18 protein-coding genes and 1 pseudogene are annotated in these 18,312 nt (G+C 68.1%); 6 read left to right on the forward strand and 13 right to left on the reverse strand.

Annotated features, from left to right (window positions below):
- Positions 1-31: 31 nt before the first annotated feature.
- From ACFWFI_RS16715 to ACFWFI_RS16775, 13 genes and pseudogenes are all read right to left on the reverse strand, one after another.
- Complete coding sequence (locus ACFWFI_RS16715; protein ID WP_387390305.1) at positions 32-1,153, reverse strand: XdhC family protein; 1,122 nt, start codon at positions 1,151-1,153, stop codon at positions 32-34.
- A gap of 75 nt (positions 1,154-1,228) precedes the next feature.
- A pseudogene (locus ACFWFI_RS16720) lies at positions 1,229-3,423 on the reverse strand (xanthine dehydrogenase family protein molybdopterin-binding subunit).
- The gene (locus ACFWFI_RS16725) at positions 3,420-4,400 is read right to left on the reverse strand and encodes an FAD binding domain-containing protein (RefSeq protein WP_387390307.1); all 981 of its coding nucleotides are present in this window, start codon (positions 4,398-4,400) and stop codon (positions 3,420-3,422) included. The pseudogene ACFWFI_RS16720 and the gene ACFWFI_RS16725 overlap by 4 nt, the downstream one beginning before the upstream one ends.
- A gap of 6 nt (positions 4,401-4,406) precedes the next feature.
- A complete protein-coding gene (locus tag ACFWFI_RS16730; protein WP_387390310.1) occupies positions 4,407-5,042 on the reverse strand; it encodes a (2Fe-2S)-binding protein in 636 nt (211 codons plus the stop codon).
- Positions 4,940-5,821 (reverse strand): zinc-binding dehydrogenase, encoded by an 882-nt coding sequence (locus ACFWFI_RS16735; RefSeq protein ID WP_387390313.1) that lies wholly within the window; start codon positions 5,819-5,821, stop codon positions 4,940-4,942. Before ACFWFI_RS16735 ends, ACFWFI_RS16730 begins: the two co-directional genes overlap by 103 nt.
- Positions 5,806-6,294: an alcohol dehydrogenase catalytic domain-containing protein gene (locus tag ACFWFI_RS16740; RefSeq protein WP_387390316.1), complete on the reverse strand. Its 489-nt coding sequence runs from the start codon at positions 6,292-6,294 to the stop codon at positions 5,806-5,808. The genes ACFWFI_RS16735 and ACFWFI_RS16740 overlap by 16 nt, the downstream gene beginning before the upstream one ends.
- 84 nt (positions 6,295-6,378) lie before the next feature.
- Complete coding sequence (locus tag ACFWFI_RS16745) at positions 6,379-7,209, reverse strand: oxidoreductase (protein ID WP_387390319.1); 831 nt, start codon at positions 7,207-7,209, stop codon at positions 6,379-6,381.
- 104 nt (positions 7,210-7,313) lie between these two features.
- Positions 7,314-7,958, reverse strand: coding sequence for a flavodoxin (locus ACFWFI_RS16750; protein ID WP_387390322.1), 645 nt, complete (start codon positions 7,956-7,958; stop codon positions 7,314-7,316).
- A gap of 92 nt (positions 7,959-8,050) precedes the next feature.
- Complete coding sequence (locus tag ACFWFI_RS16755; protein WP_387390324.1) at positions 8,051-8,842, reverse strand: SDR family oxidoreductase; 792 nt, start codon at positions 8,840-8,842, stop codon at positions 8,051-8,053.
- A gap of 35 nt (positions 8,843-8,877) precedes the next feature.
- Positions 8,878-9,729, reverse strand: coding sequence for an aldo/keto reductase (locus ACFWFI_RS16760; protein WP_387390327.1), 852 nt, complete (start codon positions 9,727-9,729; stop codon positions 8,878-8,880).
- Positions 9,730-9,822: 93 nt separating this feature from the next.
- A complete protein-coding gene (locus ACFWFI_RS16765; protein WP_387390330.1) occupies positions 9,823-10,800 on the reverse strand; it encodes an aldo/keto reductase in 978 nt (325 codons plus the stop codon).
- A 65-nt stretch (positions 10,801-10,865) separates the two neighbouring features.
- Entirely contained in the window at positions 10,866-12,266 is a 1,401-nt protein-coding gene (locus tag ACFWFI_RS16770; RefSeq protein ID WP_387390333.1) for an MFS transporter, read from the reverse strand.
- A 192-nt stretch (positions 12,267-12,458) separates the two neighbouring features.
- Positions 12,459-12,911: a hypothetical protein gene (locus ACFWFI_RS16775; protein ID WP_387390336.1), complete on the reverse strand. Its 453-nt coding sequence runs from the start codon at positions 12,909-12,911 to the stop codon at positions 12,459-12,461.
- Positions 12,912-13,337: 426 nt separating this feature from the next.
- Here ACFWFI_RS16775 and ACFWFI_RS16780 point away from each other — a divergent pair, with 426 nt between their 5' ends.
- From ACFWFI_RS16780 to ACFWFI_RS16805, 6 genes are all read left to right on the forward strand, one after another.
- Positions 13,338-14,288 carry an FAD:protein FMN transferase gene (locus ACFWFI_RS16780; RefSeq protein ID WP_387390339.1) on the forward strand — a complete coding sequence of 317 codons (951 nt, stop codon included), beginning with the start codon at positions 13,338-13,340 and terminating at the stop codon, positions 14,286-14,288.
- Positions 14,289-14,345: 57 nt separating this feature from the next.
- Positions 14,346-14,804 (forward strand): hypothetical protein, encoded by a 459-nt coding sequence (locus ACFWFI_RS16785; RefSeq protein ID WP_387390342.1) that lies wholly within the window; start codon positions 14,346-14,348, stop codon positions 14,802-14,804.
- 191 nt (positions 14,805-14,995) lie between these two features.
- Entirely contained in the window at positions 14,996-15,139 is a 144-nt protein-coding gene (locus tag ACFWFI_RS16790; RefSeq protein ID WP_387390344.1) for a hypothetical protein, read from the forward strand.
- A complete protein-coding gene (locus tag ACFWFI_RS16795; protein ID WP_387390347.1) occupies positions 15,136-16,410 on the forward strand; it encodes an FAD-binding oxidoreductase in 1,275 nt (424 codons plus the stop codon). The genes ACFWFI_RS16790 and ACFWFI_RS16795 overlap by 4 nt, the downstream gene beginning before the upstream one ends.
- Before the next feature lie 91 nt (positions 16,411-16,501).
- Complete coding sequence (locus ACFWFI_RS16800) at positions 16,502-17,203, forward strand: flavodoxin (protein WP_387390350.1); 702 nt, start codon at positions 16,502-16,504, stop codon at positions 17,201-17,203.
- A 143-nt stretch (positions 17,204-17,346) separates the two neighbouring features.
- Complete coding sequence (locus tag ACFWFI_RS16805) at positions 17,347-18,255, forward strand: helix-turn-helix transcriptional regulator (RefSeq protein WP_387390353.1); 909 nt, start codon at positions 17,347-17,349, stop codon at positions 18,253-18,255.
- Positions 18,256-18,312: the final 57 nt, after the last annotated feature.

Consider the following 18,312-nt stretch of genomic DNA (forward strand, 5'->3'; position numbering starts at 1 on the left):
GCACCCGCACAGGGGGATCGCTCGATCGCGCTCACAACGGCGGGACGGGGTGATGGATCGGGCCTGTGCGCCGGGTGAGAGGTGTTCCTGTGCCCTGATGGGTGACAGCGATGATTTCCGCCGTGATGGAAATCGCGGTTTCCTCGGCCGTGTGGGCACCGAGGTCAAGGCCGATCGGGGAGCGCAGCCGTGCGAGGTGCTCCTCGGGGACGTCGGCCTGCCGGAGAAGTTGCAGGCGGTGAGCATGGGTACGTCGTGAGCCGAGTGCGCCGACATACCCCACCGGCAGGCCGAGTGCCAGCTGGAGCAAAGGGATGTCGAACTTGGCGTCGTGCGTGAGCACGCAGATGGCGGTTCGCTCGTCGACGTCCGCAGTGGCGAGGTAGCGGTGCGGCCAGTCGACCACAACCGTGTCGGCGTGCGGGAAGCGCGCGGAAGTAGCGAAGACGGGGCGGGCGTCGCAGATCGTGACCCGGTAGCCGAGGAAGTGGCCTACCTGGCTCAGGGCGCCGGCGAAGTCGACGGCGCCGAAGATGAGCATGCGTGGGCGTGAAGCGTGGGTGTGGACCAGCACGGACAGTCTTTCGGGGCAGGTCGCCGCGTCTCCACCGACCTCGACCCGGCGCGTACTGCCTGTACGCAACTGCGCACGGGCCTGCGCCGCGACCGCCTGGTCCCGGTCCTCGCGGCCGGTGGTCCCGTCATGCGCTTCGTCATCCCCCGTGATCCGCAGGGTGCAGCCCAAGAGGTGATCAGGTCCGTCGATGATCTGCGCCACGGCGGTGGGTCGGCCGGACCTCACCTCGCCGAAGAACGCGGCGAGGTGCGGCTGGAGAGTGGGATCGATGCGTTGCACCAAGACGTCGATCTCCCCGCCGCAGGTCAGACCGACGGCGAAGGCGTCGTCGTCGGAGTAGCCGAACCGTGCCCGGGCCGGTGGTCCTTCCGACGCGAGCACCTGTTGGCACAGCTCGTAGACGGCACCCTCCACGCAGCCTCCGGACACGCTGCCGACCGCGTTGCCGTCGGCGTCCACGGCCAGCGCGGTGCCGACGGGCAGCGGCGCACTGCCGCTGATCCGGACGACGGTGGCGAGGGCGAAAGGGCGGGCTGCGCGGCACCAGGTGTGCAGCGTGTCCGCGATGTTCAGCATGGGCGGGTCTCCGGGTGGGACAACGGGCCGGCCTGTGGGCAGCGGTGACCGGTGCACCGCTGCCCATGGGCCGGCTCAGAGCAGGGATTCGGCGGTGATAGGCAGGTCACGCACTCGTCGGCCGGTGGCGTGGAAGACGGCGTTGGCGATGGCGGGTGCCACGCCGACCAGTACGACCTCGCCGAGGCCCTTGACTCCGATGGGATCGGCTTCGTCGTCCCGGCCGTCGATGTAGATGGCCCTCAGGTCGGTGACGTCGGCGTTCACGGGGACCAGGTAATCGGCCAGGTTCGCGTTGACGATCCGGCCGTCGCGGTGGTCGGTGACCGTGTGTTCCAGCAGGGCCGTGCCGATGCCCCCCACCATGGCGCCGATGGCCTGGCTGTCGGCGAGCTTAGGGCTGATGATGCGGCCGCGTCGAAGACGCCCAGAATGCGCCGCACCCGGACGAGCCCGAGACGGGCATCGACAGCGACCTCGGCGAAGACCGCGCCGTAGGCGTACATCGAGGACCGGGACTGGGCCGGGGTATAGGAGCCGAGCGCCTCCAGGGACTCCCGGTCGTTGCGGGTGAGGAGTTGGCGGTAGGTCTCTCCGCGGGCGGGGTTGTCCTTCAAGTGCAATCGGCCCCCACGGACGACGATGTCCTCCGCGCTCGCGCCGTACAGCGGCGAGCCCTCGTCCCCGACGGCGAGTGTGATCGCCTGCTGACGGAGCTTGTCGCAGCCGTCCTGGACGGTGGAGCCGACGCTGGCCATGGTCAGCGAACCGCCGTGGATGGGCGCCGGGGGCAGGTCGGTGTCGCCGAGTCTGAAGGTCACGTTGCGGACGGCGAGGCCGAGGGCGTCGGCGGCGACCTGGGTCATGGAGGTGTACGTGCCCGGGCCCATGTCGCTGGTCGCGGACTCGACCAGGGCGGTGCCGTCGACGTCCAGCCGGACTCGGGCCTGGCCCGGGAACCGCAGGGTGTCGTAGAGCGCGGTGGCCATGCCGGTGCCGATCAGCCAGTCACCGTCGCGGGTGGAGCGGGGCTTCGGGTTGCGGCGGTTCCAGCCGAACTCCCGGGCGCCGGTGGTGTAGCACTCGCGCAGCCGACGGGTGGAGAAGGGCCGACCACTGGCCTGGTCGTTTTCGGGTTCGTTGCGCTGCCGCAGCTCGATGGGGTCGATGCCCAGCTCGTGGGCGAGCTCGTCCATCGCGCTCTCGACCGCGAAGGCCGCGGTGGAGTACCCCGGCCCGCGCATAGGAGTGGGGGTGTTCACGTCCAGGGGGACCGTTCGGTACGTCTGGGAGACGTGCGGTGTGGTGTACAGCATCTGCCCCGGGGAGAGGACACCACGTTCCGAGAACGTCTCGTAACGCGAGGTCTCGCCCCGCAGGTCGTGGGCCATCGCGGTGAGGCGGCCGTTCCGGTCGCTGCCCAGGCGTATCCGGTACTCGTACCCGGGCCGGTAGCCGACTCCGGAGTACAGCTGCTCACGTGCCAGTACGAGTTTGACCGGGCGCTTCGCCTCGCGGGCGGCGAGGACGGCGACCGTGATGTGTGGCCAAGCCCGAGCAGAGTTGCCGAACGCGCCGCCGACGAAGGGAGAGATGACTCGGATGTTCTCGGGCGGGATACCGAAGTTGGCGGCGATCTCGGCGCGAGGGCTCTGTACCCACTGGGTCTTGTCCCAGAGCGTGAGCCGGTCGCCGTCCCACTGGGCGACGGTGGCGTGGAGCTCCATCGCGTTGTGGTGGTTGCGCGCGGGACGGTAAGTCATCTCCAGCTGAACAGGGGCCGATTGCAGGGCGGTCTCCGCGTCGCCGCGTGCGTAGGTGACGGGCTGGCCCGGTGCCGGGGCGTCGGTCAGGTCGGTGATGGACGGTTCGGCGTCGTACTCGATCTTCACCAGGGTCGCCGCATGCTGGGCGGCTTCCAGGGTGGCGGCCACGACGACGGCAATCGGCTGGCCCCGGAAGCGGATCTGGTCGTCCTGAAAGACGCGCAGCCGCTCACCGGGCAGGTTGAGCGACCCGGGGTTGGGCCCGTAGGGCAGCGTCGGGGCATTGGCGTGATGGAGGACCTTGAGCACGCCCGGCTGGGCGTCGGCCGCACGGGTGTCGATGGACGTGATCCGACCCCGGGCGACGTGGCTGTCGACCACGACGGCATGCACGACCCCCTCGGGCTCGTGATCGGCGGCGTACTTCGCCTGACCGGTGACCTTCAGGCGCCCGTCCACGCGGGAGAGCGGCGCGCCGACGGCTGCCTGCGGCTGGGGGCTCATGTGTCGTCTCCTACGATGCGCAGCTGGCGTTCCACGGTCCGCTTGAGCAGCTCGATCTTGAAGCGGTTGTGCGTGAGGGGTTGCGCCCCGTCCGATGCCGACTCGGCCGCCCGACCCCAGAGCCGTTCCGTCGGGCGCTCGCCGAGGAGGGCTTGTTCGACGGCGGGCAGCTTCCACGGCACCGTTCCCACGCCGCCGACGGCGACCTTCGCCTCGCGAATGACGCCACGACGGATGTGCAGGGCGACGGCAGCAGAGGTGAGGGCGAACTCGTAGGACTGACGGTCACGGACCTTGAGGTATCCCGACTTCAGCGGGCGCGGGTGCGCCGGGATCTCCACGGCCGTGATCAGCTCGCCCTGGCGGATGTCATGTTCGCGCTGGGGGGAGCGGCCGGGGCGCAGCAGGAAGTCGGCGAAGGGCACCGTTCGTTCCCCGCCCGTGCCCAGCAGCACCACGCGCGCCTCCAGGGCGGCGAACGCGACGGCCACGTCGGAGGGGTGGGTGGCCACGCAATCATCGGAGGTACCCAGAATCGCGTGGGTGCGGTTGTAGCCTTCCCGCGCTGCGCAGCCGGAGCCCGGTTCGCGCTTGTTGCAGGCCGCGGTGACGTCTCGGAAGTACGTGCAGCGGGTGCGCTGCATGATGTTGCCGCCGACGGTCGCCATGTTCCGCAGCTGCGCCGACGCGCTCAGCTCCAGTGCCTGCGAGATGACCGGGTAGGTGCTGCGTACCTTGCGGTGGGCGGCGGCCTCGGCCATGGTCACGAGCGCCCCGATACGCAGTCCACCGCGCCCGGTGACGGTGACTTCGCCCAGGGGCAGGCCACTGATGTCGACCAGCGTGTCCGGGCGTTCGACCGTCTCGCGCATCAGGTCGACGAGGGTCGTGCCGCCCGCGATGTACCGTCCGCCGCGCCGGCCGGCGTCGACGGCCTCACGTGTGGTGGGCGCCTTGGTGATGGAGAAGGGATACATCGGCACTCACTTCCGGCCTGTGGCCTGCTCGACCGCACGCACGATCTTGACGTAACAGCCGCAGCGGCAGATGTTGCCGCTCATCCATTCCCGGATCTCTTCCTCGGATCCGGTGTGGCGCTCCTGGATGCAGCCGACACCGGACATGATCTGCCCCGGCGTGCAGTAGCCGCACTGAAGGGCGTCCTGGTCGATGAACGCCTGTTGCAGCGGGTGGAGTTCGTCACCGTCCGCGAGACCCTCGATCGTGGTCACCTCGGCTCCGTCCAGGCGGACCGCCAGGGTGAGGCAGGAGTTCACACGGCGCCCGTCGACCAGGACCGTGCATGCTCCGCAGGCTCCAGCGTTGCAGCCCTTCTTCGAACCGGTCAGGCCGAGATGCTCGCGCAGCAGGTCCAGCAGCGAGGTGCGGTTGTCGACCGTCACGGTGTGCCGCCGGCCGTTGACGGACAGCGTGACGCGGCTGGACGGTGGCGCTTCGGCGGCTGCTGCCGACTGGGCGCTCAACAGCGTGGAGCCGGAGGCCAGACCACCTGCTGCTATGACTCCGCCGACCGCGGAGGTCGTCGCGATGAAGGTACGGCGCGACGGGGCGGTCCGGGTGGGAGGAGAGTCAGACGTATCGGAAGGTTCGGTAGACATACCCACTCTTTCGGCACTGGAGAAGATGGCGTCGTACTGACCTGTCCGCATCCGCGACACGAAGGTCGCCTCGCCCGCTCCTCGGCGCGGGAGGTGATGCGGGTTCCGTACAGCGTGAGGGGTGTTCCGGAACAGCAACAGGCCGTGTTGAGCCAGGGGTTGGCCAGCCGGGGTGATGACACGGCCCCCCTGGCCTCTGTCCCGGGCGGGGCGGGAGTGTCACACTGGGGCGTTTGAGGTGCCGCCCCCGAGTGTTCCGGCATCACGCACTTGCGCGGCGCGCGGAGGCTCGACCGGAGTCCTCGTGCGCGTGACTCAGAAGTGAGCACGAGACGGCCCCGCACGCCGCCCCCCTCCAGTCGGCGATGCGCTTCGGCTGCTTCCCGCACGGGCAGCACCTCGGCGACACGCAGCGTCAGCAGGCTTTCCTCCGCCTGACGGCAAAGCCTCTCCAGCTTGTCGGCCTCCCGGGCGCGTTCCGAGACGACCACGGGGTGGAAGGTCACTCCCCGCTCGCCCTCTTCCTCGAAGCGGCGCAGTGTGGCGATACGTGCACCGTCCCGCACCGCCGGGAGCAGCCTTCTCTCCAGCAGCGCGGTGTCCACCGCGCCGTCCACGCCCCCCGGCGCCTCCGCACGTACACGCCGGGGGTAGTTCTCCCCGCGGGGCAGTACCACATCGGCGCCCAGCCCACGCACCAGCGCCTCGTCCTTCGGTGCGGCGTCCGCGATCACGCGCAGGCCGTCCGCCTTCGCCAGCTCGATCACGTATCCGCCCACGGCTCCTGCGACCCAGTCACCGCAACCGTGGCCCCTGGACGAAGACGGAGGTCGTCGAGGGTGAGCCGCGCGGTGAGCCCATTCATCGGCGGCGTCGCCGCCTCCACGTCGCTCGCGTTCGCGGGTGAACGCGCCACCGAGTCGGCGGCCACCACGATCTGCTCGGCGTAGGCACGGTGGCTGCCGACCGGTACGACGACGGCCATCACGCGGTCACCGATCCGCAGATCCGTCCGCGTGCCCTCACCGATCCGCTCCACTGTTCCTGCCGCCTCCATCCCCGGCACGTAGGGCGGTGCGTTCTGCCGCCAGGCCGAGATCGCCGCGCCGTTGCGCAGCATGGTGTCGGTCGGGTTCACCGCCGCCGCGCGCACACGGATACGCACCTGCCCCGGCCCGGCCTCGGGTACGGGCAGCTCGAGGTCCTCCAGGACCTGCGCGCCACCGAACTGCTTCGCTCCTACTGCCTTCATGCCCGCGCCACCGAAACTTGGCTCCAACGTTTCTCGCGCCCCTCGGCCCCGGGCAGCCGGGGCCCAATCCTTCTGACGCGCCGGTCAGTCAGCGAAATCCGTCGTCCTGCTCACGGCCTCCCAGGCATCGACTTCGCCGATGCGAGCCGTGAGTTCCTCGCGTACGACCGTGACGGCATCGCTGCCGAGGAGAAGCCGGAAGGGGGTGTTCCCGGACTCCAGCGCGTCGATGATGACCTGCGGGGCCTTCTCAGGATCGCCGGGCTGGCGGCCGTGGGTGGTGTCGTTCTCCTTGCGGCGCAGCCCCGCGGTCCCGGCGTAGTCCTCGATGGGGGTGCGGGACTGCTGCAGCGAGCGGCCCGCGAAGTCGGTTCGGAAAGCACCAGGTTCGACGACGAGCACCTTGATGCCGAGCGGGCCGACCTCCTTGCTCAGGGCGTCCGACATCCCTTCGAGGGCGAACTTGGTCGCGGAGTAATAACCGGAACCGGGCGACGAGTACTGCCCCGCGATCGACGAGACATTGACGATCGCGCCACGGCGCCGGGCGCGCATGCCCGGCAGCACTGCCTTGATCAGCGCGACGGGGCCGAAGAAGTTGGTGGCGAACAACTCCCCCACCTCCGCGTCCTCGCCCTCCTCGACAGCCGCGCGGTAGCCGTGCCCCGCGTTGTTGACGAGCACGTCGACCGCGCCGAAACGGTCCTCCGCCTGCTCCATCGCCCGGGCGACGCCGGCGGTGTCGCCAACGTCCAGCGCCAGCGCGAGAGCGGTCTCGGAATGGGCTGCGGCGAGGTCCTGAACCTTGCTGACGCTGCGCGCGGTGACGACCGCGTTCCAGCCCCGCTCCAGGACGGCCTCGGCGAGGGCGCGGCCGAGGCCGGTGGAGCAGCCGGTGATGAACCAAGTGGGCACAAGAGGACTGCCTTTCTGTCGTGCTGTCCGTCGTGTCTCGGTGGGAGCCACGGGCGGTCCGGTCCGCGTGCGCTTGTGGGAGGGCTGCTCGGCGACTGGCCGGCTCAGTCCCTGAGAAGGCCGGTGCGTCGCAGCCAGGACCTGACGTCGGCCTCTGCCTCGCGGACCTCCTCACCACGTACCGCGAGTCCGTCGCCGATAGTCGCGCCGGGGCACGACCTGGCGTAGTCGCTCTCGGTGGTGCCGAGCCCGCTCATGGCATACGTGGTGACCGGGAGGACCGTCTTGCCGCCGAAGTCGAACTTCTGCGTGAAGGTCGTCATGATCATGGGAGCGCGAACGTTCCAGATGGGGCTGCCCAGCAGCACCGTGTCGTACGGTTCGATCGAGGCCGGGAGGTCCGCGATGGCCGGGCGGGCGTCGCTCTCCTGCTCGCGGACGTTGCGAGCGACGGTCTCCTCGTAGTCGTCGGGATAACGATCGACGGCTTCGATGCGGTGGACGTCGCACTCGATGTGCTCACTGATCGTCCGGGCCAGGACTTCGGTGTTGCCCGTCCTGAGGTCGGTGCGCCCTCCGTACGAGTAGTTCTCGCCCGCCCGGGAGAAGTACGCCAGTAGCACCCGCTGCCCGGACGAAGTGGTTGGGGCGGTGCGCTCATGGGTCTGCGGTGAAGTCCGACCAGGGGGGTCCGGTGCGCTCCTGCCGTCCTTCGACACGGAACAGCCGCTGATCTGGGCTCCGGTCATGAGGGTCGCTCCTGTCAGAAGTGCGCCGCGAAGGAGCGCACGGCGCCCTGCCACGGCTGAAGGACGTGCTCCAGCTCCACGCCCACCTGCTGTCATCGTCCGTCGCTCCTCCGGAGCGAACGGATCTCGTCGAGATCGGCGCGGATCCGCTGGGGTTCGGCTTCGACCGGGAGATCGGCCGGGTCCAGCGCACCGTCCGTGGAACGGGGCCCGTCACCCTTCAGAGCACCGAAGAGACCGGCCCAGGCTGCCTGGTCGGAGGGCCCCTCCCCCTCTGCGGCGATCAGCTCGAAGGTCTTGCCCAGGGCGGTGTCGGTCAGCAGGCTCCGTACGAGCGTCTCGGCGATCTGGTCGCTGGAGATTCCACCGTCAACTGTCCCGCCCTGTTCCAGGACGAGTCGCCGTTGGGTGGGGCCGGCGTGGTCGAACCATCCGGGTCGCACGATCGTGTAGGGCAGCCCACTGGCTCGCAAGAGGCGCTCGGAGCGTCGCTTCCACGGGTTCGCGCCGGCGACGTCGTCGCGAGTGGCGTAGATGGAGGTCATGAGAGCGACCCGGGGCCGGGCGCCGTCGAGTGCCGTGAGGACGTTGTGGACGCCTCCGTAATCGATGTGTTCACGGGCGTCTGGGCGTGGGTCGCCACCGGATCCGTGAGTAAGGACGATGGCATCGGCTCCGGCGACCGCGTTCCGTAGGGAGGCGCCGTCCTCGAGGTCTCCCTGCACGAGCTCGATGCCGGGCAGCTGCCGTGCGGCTCGCCCCGTGTCGCGGACGAGAGCCCGCGGGCGCAGGCCGTGGCGCTCCGCGGCTCGAACCGCGAGCTGCCCGATGGTGCCGGTCGCACCGACCATGAGTACGTCGGTGATCTGCTGCTTCTGGGACATGCTGAACCTCTGGTCGGTGCGGTGGGTGGCCCGGGTCAGTCAGTCAGGCGCCGCTTGCCGAGCTGGCCGGCGACCGCGGGGTCGCGGTGGTCGAAGAACAGCGACGAGCCGGTGTCCAAGGTGGCGATGGAGGCCATCTGGTCGTCGGTGAGCTCGAAGTCGAAAACGTCGAAGTTCTCCGCCATGCGCTCGGCGCGGACGGACTTGGGGATGGTGACGACTTCACGCTGGATGAGCCAGCGGAGCACGACCTGGGCCACTGACTTGCCGTGCGCCTTGCCGATCTCGCTCAGGACCGGGTTCGTGAAGAGGTTGTTCTTGCCTTCGGCGAATCCGCCCCAGGACTGGATCTGTACGCCGTGTTCACGCATGACATCCTGATCGGCGGTGCGCTGGAAGAAGGGGTGGGTCTCGATCTGGTTGACCGCGGGGGTGACGTCGTTGTTGCTGATGAGGTCGACGAGCCGGTCGGGGTAGAAGTTGGCCACCCCGATCGCCTTGGCGCGCCCCTCGTGATGCACCTGCTCCATGGCCCGCCACTGCCCGTAGACATCGCCGAACGGCTGGTGCATCAGGTACAGGTCGAGGTATTCGAGGCCGAGCTTGCGCAGCGAGGTCTCGAAGGCGCGCTTGGCATTCTCCTCTCCGGGAGCGTCCTGGATCCACAGCTTGGTGGTGACGAACAGGTCCTCGCGCGGGACTCCGCTGCTCCTGATGGCGCGGCCGACGGCTTCCTCGTTGCCGTACGCGGCGGCCGTGTCCAGCAGCCGGTAGCCGGCGGCAAGCGCGTCAGTGACGGTCCGCTCGGTGTCCTCCGGCGGGATCTGGAACACGCCGAATCCGAGGATGGGCATCTTGACGCCGTTGTTCAGAGTGACGGTCTGCACGGGGGTCTCCTATGTGCTGTGCGTTGAAGGGGATCGGGTACGTCGTCCGAGCGCCGGCCGTCATCTGCCGCCGGGCCCGTGAACCGCTTCGGGTCAGCGTTCGAGCATCTGCTGCTGGGCTTCGGTGTGGGTGTCACCTGCGGCGGGAGGCAGGCTGCTGAGCTTGGCGAGCTGCTCGGTGGTCAGCTCGACGGCGTCGGCGGCGCTGTTCTCCTCGACCCGAGCCACGCGCTTGGTGCCGGGGATGGGAGCGACGTCGTCGCCCTGCGCGAGCAGCCAGGCCAGCGCGACCTGCGCCGGAGTGGCGCCCACCTCGGCCGCGATCGCCTTGACCTCGTCGGCCAGCCGCAGGTTGTGCTCGAAGTTCTCGCCGGTGAAGCGCGGGTTGTCGCGGCGGAAGTCGTTCTCGTCGAACTGGTCGGCGGAGCGGATCGTGCCGGTCAGGAACCCACGGCCCAGCGGCGAGAACGGCACCAGGCCGATGTTCAGCTCACGCAGGACCGGTAGCACCCGGTCCTGCACGCCCCGGGTCCAGAGGGAGTACTCCGACTGGACGGCCGTCACAGGGTGAACGGCGTGGGCGCGGCGAATGGTGTCCGGGCCGGCCTCGGACAGGCCGAATGCACGGACCTTTCCCTCAGCGATCAGCTCGCCGACCGCGCCTGCCGTCTCCTCGATGGGAGTGTTCGGGTCGACCCGGTGCTGGTAGTAGAGATCGATGTGGTCGGTGCCAAGCCGCTTCAAAGAGCCTTCGACGGCAGTGCGGATGTTGGCGGGGGTGCTGTCCAGATTCCAGGCGCCCTCACCGGCGTGCGAGACCAGACCGAATTTGGTCGCCAGCACGACCTCGTCGCGGCGGCCCTTCAGCGCGCGACCGAGGAGCTCCTCATTGGTGTACGGGCCGTAGATCTCCGCAGTATCGATCAACGTCACCCCCAGCTCGAGCGCTCGGTGCAGGGTACGGACCGACTCCGCCTCATCCGTCCCGGATCCGGTGTAGCCGTGGGACATGCCCATCGCACCCAGACCGATCCGCGACACCTTCAGCTCACGCAGTTTGATGTATTTCATTTGCATTTCTCCAATTTGTCTGCTTCTCAGGTCAGTCTGCGTCACCGCAGCGCGTAGCCCAGGAGTCACACGCGGGCGACCGGCCGGAGCAGGAAACTCGCCGCGGTCGTGCAGAGGACCGCGGCCGCGGCGATGAGCAGGCTGGCCTCGAGCCCGCCCGACAGGTGGCCGGGCTCGGCGATCAGCGCGCCGAAGACCGCGACCGCGAGGGCGCCGCCGACCTGACGCGAGGTGTTCAGCACCCCTGTGGCCGTGCCGGCCCGACCGGGCGCCACATGGTCGAGCAGGAGGGAGGTAAGAGCGGGAACGGCCAGTGAGCCGCCTGCCCCGACCGGGATCATCGCGGCGATCAGGAGCCACGTCGGCGCCGAGGCCGGCACAAGGGCCAGCAGCACCAGGCCGGCCGCCATGGCCACCTGACCGGTGATCACAGGCATACGGGCGCCGAACCGTGCGGCGAACCAGGCAGCGGTGGGACTGACCGACGCGGTCAGCAGCGTCATCGGGACGAAGGCCAGCCCCGTCGCCAGCGCGGACATTCCCTTGGCCTGCTGCAAGTACAGACTGAGCAGGAAAATCATGCCGTAGAACCCGACATTGAGCGCGAAGCCGATGGCTGAGGACAACACCATGGTGCGGTCCCGCAGCAGAGCCAGCCCGACCATCGGATGCCGACCACGGGCCTGGGCCCCCACGAACACCGCAACCGCTCCCACCGCGAGAAGGAACGAGCCGAGCACCTGCGGAGCGCCGAAGCCGGCACTGCCGACCTCGATCGCCGCGAAGGTCAGCGCGGCCATCGCCACGACGGCCGACAGCTGCCCAGGCCAGTCGAACGGCGCCTTCTCCGACCGCGGCGAACGCTGGGCACGCAGAAGCAGGAACAGGGCGAGCACGCCGACAGGCAGGTTGACGAAAAAGATCAGTCGCCAGTCCACCTGGCTGAGGAAACCACCCGCGACCGGGCCCGCTGCCGAGCCGACCGAGCCGCCCAGCGCCCATATGGAGATCGCCCTCGCCCGTCGTCCCGCGTCCGGGAACGCCTCCCGGATCAGCGCCAGGGAAGACGGCACGATCACCGCGGCACCGGCGCCCTGCACCAGTCGCGCACCGACCAGCATGCCCAGATTCGGCGCAAGCCCGCACACGGCGGAGGCAGCAACGAACAGGGCCAGACCCACTCCGAAGGTGCGCCGCGCCCCGAGCCGGTCGGTCAATGAGCCTGCTGACAGCAGCAGAGCGGCGAACATCAGCGTGTAGCCGTCGATCACCCACTGCAGGCCGGTGATGCCACCGCCGAGGCTGCCCCGGATGGACGGCAACGCCACATTGACCACCAAGGCATCCAGCGTGATGACGAAGAAGCCCAGCAGCGCGGCCCCCAACGCCACACCGGCGCCGTCCAGGCGCGGTGCTGCTGTGGCCTGATCCGCCACGAGGACGGTCGTGTCGGTGGGGGTGGGCATGAGGAGACGCTCCTGCGAAGGTGGGTGAGCGGGTGACGTCATCCACCGTGCCGCTTCGCGCGCCGAACAGGCAGGCCGGGTTTTGCCAGGGAGCGGCCAACGGGGGTGCGACAGGGCCCCCCTCGCCACGGCATCAGGGGCGAGGGTCGCCATGAGAGCCGGGCGGTCCACCGTCGCGGCTGCGGCGCACCTCTACTTCGAAGCTTCGTCCCTGATCTTCGCGAGGGCGTCGTTGAAGCCGTCCGGCGTGCCGCTCGACCCTGCGACGCGCTCCAGCTGTACCTCGTCGATGCGCTTGCCCTCGACGAGTTCCGGGACGGCTGCCGCGAAGCGCTCCTGGTAGTCGAGGGATGTCTCGTCGGTCGCGTGCGGATCGACGTCGACGTCGGTGATCACTCCGTCGTCGAGGGTCAGGGAAACGCCGATACTCGAGTCCTGGGTTCCGTACTCACCGTCGGCGCTGTAGTCACCGTCGGCGTAGGAACGCTCCTCTGCTGACTCGCTGGTGGGTGCGGCGGCACTCTCCGACGTGGACGTCGTGCTCGTAGGGGCCGCGTCGTTCGACGACGAGCAGCCGGCCAGGACGGCCGTGACGGATACGCCCATCATCGCCGCGGTCAAGATCCTTCTGTTCAGGTGGGCCATCTCTGTGTTCCTTCCGGAGGTGGGGGGTCCCGTCGTCCACGGCCATGAGCCGACACCGACAAGGCGGTGGGAGCGTTGTGCAACACGCACCCTCCGTGGCTCATAGGCCGAGTGAGCCGGCGACCGAAGGGATCTCCAGCTGTGACGCAGCCTGCCGGTCCGGCCGCCCAGCTGCCAGACCGAGCCGTGCCAGGGAGTGACGAGCGGGGGTATGACACGGCCCCCCTCGCGGCTGTCCCGAAGGTCAAGGGAATGCAAAGCTGCATGTAGTCGCCCACCTCGGCACTCCCCCGCCGCCCGGATCCGCCATTCCCGCCCCCTGAGCGCGCCGTCGACGCCGCTGCTCCAGAAACACGAGCCTGGCCCCGAGAATGCCGGGCCGCCCGTCACGCCCCAAGAAGTCGTCGCCAGCAGGGAGCACCCACTGTGAGTCACAACAAGCCGGAGAAGGAGCAGCGGGAAGCAGCCGCTACCGGTAAAGCGAATCCGGGCGGGAGCCGGTTCGACTTCGATGCCATCGGAACCCGCTGGGTGATCGAGACCGACGAGCCTCTGAGCCTGGGGCTGCGCTCCGCCCTCCTCGACCGGGTCGAGCGGTTCGATGCCACGTACTCCCGCTTCCGTCCGGACTCGCTGGTGTCCCGGATCGCCTCCGCTCCCGATGGCGGACGGTTCGATTTCCCCGAGGACTCGCTCGAGCTGTTCGGACTCTACGACCGTCTCTTCGCGGCCACCGACGGTGCCGTAGACCCACTGGTGGGAAGGGAGTTGGAGCTTCTCGGCTACGACGCCTCGTACTCCCTCGCCCCCGCTCCCGATGACGTACGGGCCAAGGAGCGTGCCCGGGGGCGGGCAACCTGGGCCGCGGACGTGACCCGGGACGGCACGACCGTCGTCACACGACGTCCGCTGGTCATCGATGTGGGAGCGGCCGGAAAGGGATACCTGGTCGACATCCTCTCGGAAGCCCTCCAGGGGGCGGGCCACACCCGGTCCGTCGTCGACGCAAGCGGTGACCTGCGTCATCGGGGCGAGCGTGCCACCCGCGTCGGTCTGGAGCATCCCTTCGATCCTCGACTGGTGATCGGCGTCGCGGAACTGCGGGGCCAAGCTCTGTGCGCCTCCGGTGTCAGCCGGCGCGCTTGGGGGGACGGACTGCACCACGTGCTCGACGCGAGAACCGGCGTGCCCGTGCGCGAGGTGACCGCCACCTGGGTCGTGGCCGAAGAAGCGGCCCGTGCCGACGGCCTGGCGACGGCCCTCTTCTTCACCGAGCCGCGGCGGCTCCTGGACTCCTTCGACTTCACGTACGTACGGATGGGTTCCGACGGGCGCGCCGAGGCCTCACCGGACTTCCTGGGCGAGCTCTTCACCTGAGCGGCGGCAGCCGCCCGCGATACACCGGAAAAGCAGAAACCGAGGAAGCCGAAAGACATGTCAGTCCTGAGCAAGAAGTTCACGACGGCCCTGCTGGGCGTCTCCGTCACCGCGGCGCTGGCCAACTGTGCGTCCCCGGACGCCGACGACGCGAGCTCGGCCGCGAGGTCCACAAGTTCACCTGCCGCCTCCAGCTCCCCTGACGCGGCCCCGCCGGGCCGTAGCTCGTACGAGGATGGCGAGTACACCGTTGACGGTGAGTACGGGACCCGCGGCTCGAGCATCGGGGTCAGTCTCACCCTCGAGGACGATGAGGTCACTGCCGTCGAAGTCACCCCGCACGCCACGAACGAGACCTCTCTCGCATTGCAGAAGCGCTTCGCCGACGCGGTTCCGGAGCTCGTGACCGGCAGGGACATCGACGATGTCGAACTCGACCGCGTCGCGGGGAACAGTCATACGCCCGAAGGATTCAACGACGCGCTCGAAAAGACCAAGGCAGCAGCTTCCAGGTGATGTGACCCTCTGATCACACCCTGACCGTCGGCGTGAACCCCGCCGAGGACTCGGCGCGGGCCCGCTGCCAGGAATCCCGCCACGCGATGAGCTAGCACATTTAATGAATCCGGCATTGCGCCCGGTCGATCGAACGACTCGAATTCCGGACCGCAGTCCGATGTTTTTTCTTTGCCCAGAAAGGCTGTCGCGTGAATCCGAAACGCAAGACGATCATCCTCGTGACGGTTGCCGTCCTGACCATGGCGGCACTGATCTACGTCAACCTGCAGAACATACGCGACACGAGACCGAGCGCACATACCCCGTCGGCAAAAATGGAGCACGGGTCGTGATACACAAGCTGCTCTTCTGGAGCCTCACGGTGTTGTTCCCGCTCCCCTTGGTGCTCACTTACGATGCTCTGGCCACCGAACCTGACCAGCTGAAGTTCTATATCTTCCTCGGACTGATTGCCTACGCATGGTGGCTGCTGGCCATTGCGCTCAGCACGAGGCCCCGGTGGCTGGACCGATTCGTCGGGCTCCCAGCCATCTACGGCCTGCACGGAATGCTTGGCGTACTGGCGATCATCTCAGCCTACCTACACAGCAATAATTCATACTCCCCCAGCCGCCTTGCTCGGTATCTTGGGGATTGGGGATTCTACGGATCGCTCACAGTGCTGTGCTACGCAGTATTTTTCATGAGCGGCTGGATCGTCGACAGGTCGCGACTGCTACAGAAAACGAAGAACCTTCTCGAGACGGTTTTCCGCCACCAGGTCTCCGTGTGGATCCATCGGCTCAATCTCGTGATCGTGGCCATGATCTGGCTGCACGCACACCTGCTCCTGCGAGTGAATCAGCACTTCCCCTTCATGTTGCTCCTCGATCTGTACAGCGTGTCGGTGCTTTCCTTCTACGCCTGGAAGAAGTGGGTCGCTCCCGACACATATCTGATGGGGACGGTCACGAGAAATGAACCTCTCGGGGAATCAACTCGCAGACTGACGGTCGACCTCGGCGGCAGCACGGCTTCCTCGCAGCCGGGAGACTTCTTCTTCCTCAGCTTCCAGGACTCCTCTGCCGTGGGTAGGGAGTGGCACCCCTTCTCCGTCACCGACAACAGCCGGCAGGCACTGTCCTTCACCATCCGTCAGCACGGAGATTTTACCGGGCGTCTCGACGACCTCGAGCTGGGGAGCCATGTGCGCCTGGAAGGGCCTTTCGGACGCTTCGAATCGACCATCCAGGGCCGTGACCGCGAAGCACCCCTGGTCTTCGTCGGGATGGGCGCCGGTGTGGCGCCACTGCTCAGCCTGACCGCAGCCCACCACACCACCCGAAGGATCCACCTCCTGTGGGCCGTGCGCCGCCCGGAGGATGCCTATTACGGAAATGTGCTGGAGGAATACCAGGCGGCATCGGGCGGCCGTTTGAAAGTAACCACGAAGGTCGGCAGGTTCCGCCGCACGGATCTCGACCAAATTCTCACCGCGGAGGAGATCGCCAAGGGTGGTTTCTTCATCGTGGGTCCGAACCCCGCCGTGCTGGCCAACCAGCGCCTCCTGTGGCGAATAGGAGTCTCTCCCCGCCGCATTCACCAGGAACGACTCACCATGTGAAGAAGCACACCACCACTCTCCTGAGCCCCTTCCTCATGGGGTTCCGGGCACTCGACAGCAACCGCACACCGAAGACAGAAAGCCATGAGACATGACCAGCATTACGCGCCGTAACTTTCTCACGTTGGCTACCACCGCACTGGCCGGGACTGCCGTCGCGGGCTGCTCCATAGTGGGGGGCGCCGATGCCGCCGAAGAGGCGGCCCCCAAGAAGATGGCTCCGCCGCAGGACGAATCGCGCATCCTGGTCGCCTATTTCTCTGTGCCGGAGGCAGATGACCCCGACGGCATGACCGAGGACGAGGAGAACAGCACACACGTCGTCGACGGAAATGTCCTGGGTAATACGCAGTACGTCGCTCAGATCATCAGCCGGCGTACCGGAGCCGAAGTCTTCCGCATCGAGACGGCTGAACAGCTGCCGCTTGATCACGACACACTGGAGGACCTCGCGCTCGAACAGCAGGAAGCAGGCGCGCGACCGAAGCTCAAGTCGCCGATCCGGAACCTCGAGGATTACGACACGGTGTTCGTGGGCTATCCGATCTGGTGGTACGAACTGCCGATGCCAATGCATACGTTCTTCGAGGGTCACGATTTCTCCGGAAAAAATGTAATCCCGTTCAGCACGCACGGCGGAAACGGCCTGTCGGGCACTGTGGAAACTATTACCGAAACAGTCTCCGACTCCGCGGTTGTGGGCAATGCGTTCACCATTTCGCGGGATGACATGGGTGACGCCGAGGCCGAGGTGGGCGACTGGCTCGAACGTATCGGAATGGCCCGCAAATGACGGGAAGCCGGTGGCACCACTGAAGGGCGCGGCGCCCGAGCCGGCCGGTCAGGGCGCCCTCCCCGTCGGCAAAATCTTCGGGGGGTATGACACGGCCCCCCTCACAGATTCCGCTCCGACGGCAGCGTTGCGACACTGGATTCATGGCAGCAGAGCATCACATCAGTGGCGACGAACTGGCGCGCTTCCTGCGCGCTCGCCGCACCCAGACCAGCCCCCAGAGTGCGGGCCTCACCCCCGGTCCCGGCACTCGCCGTACCCCCGGGCTCCGCCGCGAGGAGCTGGCCACCCTCGCCGGGGTCAGCATCGACTACTACACCCGCCTCGAACGCGGCAAGGAGACCCGGCCCAGCCCCGGCGTCGTCGATGCCCTCGCCCGTGCCCTCAACCTCGACGACGACGAACACCACCACCTGCGCGAGCTCGCCGCCCGTGCAGCCCGCTACGCCCCCGAACCGCCTCCCCCGCCCAGCCGGACAGTCCGCCCGCACCTGAAACTGCTCCTGGAGACGATGCGGCCCAACCCCGCCTACATCGTCAGCCGCAGCATGGACCTCCTCGCCTGGAACCCCGCCGGACTGGCCCTGTACGCGGGCCTCGGCGACTGGCCGGCCAAGCAACGCAACCTCGCCCGCTATCTTTTCCTCCACCCGACCGCGCGCGAGCTGTTCCCCGACTGGGACACCCAGGTCCGCACCTGCGTCGCCCGGCTGCGCGCAGAAGCTGGCACCAACCCAGACGCCCCGGACCTCACCAGCCTGGTGGGAGAGCTTCTACTCAAGAGCCCTGACTTCGCCAGGCTCTGGGAGCGTTACGAGGTCATCGGACGCAAGAAGGTCCAGAAGATCTTCCACCACCCGCAGGTCGGCATCCTGACTCTCAGCGGACAGAGCATGAACCTCGAAGGCACGCCTGGCCAACGCCTCGGCGCCTACACCGCCGAACCGGACAGCGCGGATTACGACGCCATGCTCCTGCTCGACATGACTGCGCCCCAGCCCACCAGGCCCTCGGGCGTGAAGGCCGACCCTTCACGGCCCGTTCAGCCCTGACAGAACATCGGCGGCTCGCCGCAGACGGGTCAGGTGTCGACTGTCCGCGGCGGTTCA

The sequence above is a fragment of the Streptomyces sp. NPDC060209 genome, from assembly GCF_042728155.1.
Classification (GTDB): domain Bacteria; phylum Actinomycetota; class Actinomycetes; order Streptomycetales; family Streptomycetaceae; genus Streptomyces.

What these genes read in the sequence shown, in the direction of transcription:
- ACFWFI_RS16805 (WP_387390353.1), top strand. Translation starts at nt 17,347, where the DNA reads ATGGCAGCAGAGCATCACATCAGTGGCGACGAACTGGCGCGCTTCCTG.
- ACFWFI_RS16775 (WP_387390336.1), bottom strand. Translation starts at nt 12,911, where the DNA reads ATGGCCCACCTGAACAGAAGGATCTTGACCGCGGCGATGATGGGCGTA.
- ACFWFI_RS16750 (WP_387390322.1), bottom strand. Translation starts at nt 7,958, where the DNA reads ATGACCGGAGCCCAGATCAGCGGCTGTTCCGTGTCGAAGGACGGCAGG.
- ACFWFI_RS16715 (WP_387390305.1), bottom strand. Translation starts at nt 1,153, where the DNA reads ATGCTGAACATCGCGGACACGCTGCACACCTGGTGCCGCGCAGCCCGC.
- ACFWFI_RS16765 (WP_387390330.1), bottom strand. Translation starts at nt 10,800, where the DNA reads ATGAAATACATCAAACTGCGTGAGCTGAAGGTGTCGCGGATCGGTCTG.
- ACFWFI_RS16755 (WP_387390324.1), bottom strand. Translation starts at nt 8,842, where the DNA reads ATGTCCCAGAAGCAGCAGATCACCGACGTACTCATGGTCGGTGCGACC.
- ACFWFI_RS16730 (WP_387390310.1), bottom strand. Translation starts at nt 5,042, where the DNA reads ATGTCTACCGAACCTTCCGATACGTCTGACTCTCCTCCCACCCGGACC.
- ACFWFI_RS16785 (WP_387390342.1), top strand. Translation starts at nt 14,346, where the DNA reads ATGTCAGTCCTGAGCAAGAAGTTCACGACGGCCCTGCTGGGCGTCTCC.
- ACFWFI_RS16740 (WP_387390316.1), bottom strand. Translation starts at nt 6,294, where the DNA reads ATGAAGGCAGTAGGAGCGAAGCAGTTCGGTGGCGCGCAGGTCCTGGAG.
- ACFWFI_RS16770 (WP_387390333.1), bottom strand. Translation starts at nt 12,266, where the DNA reads ATGCCCACCCCCACCGACACGACCGTCCTCGTGGCGGATCAGGCCACA.
- ACFWFI_RS16800 (WP_387390350.1), top strand. Translation starts at nt 16,502, where the DNA reads ATGACCAGCATTACGCGCCGTAACTTTCTCACGTTGGCTACCACCGCA.
- ACFWFI_RS16725 (WP_387390307.1), bottom strand. Translation starts at nt 4,400, where the DNA reads ATGTATCCCTTCTCCATCACCAAGGCGCCCACCACACGTGAGGCCGTC.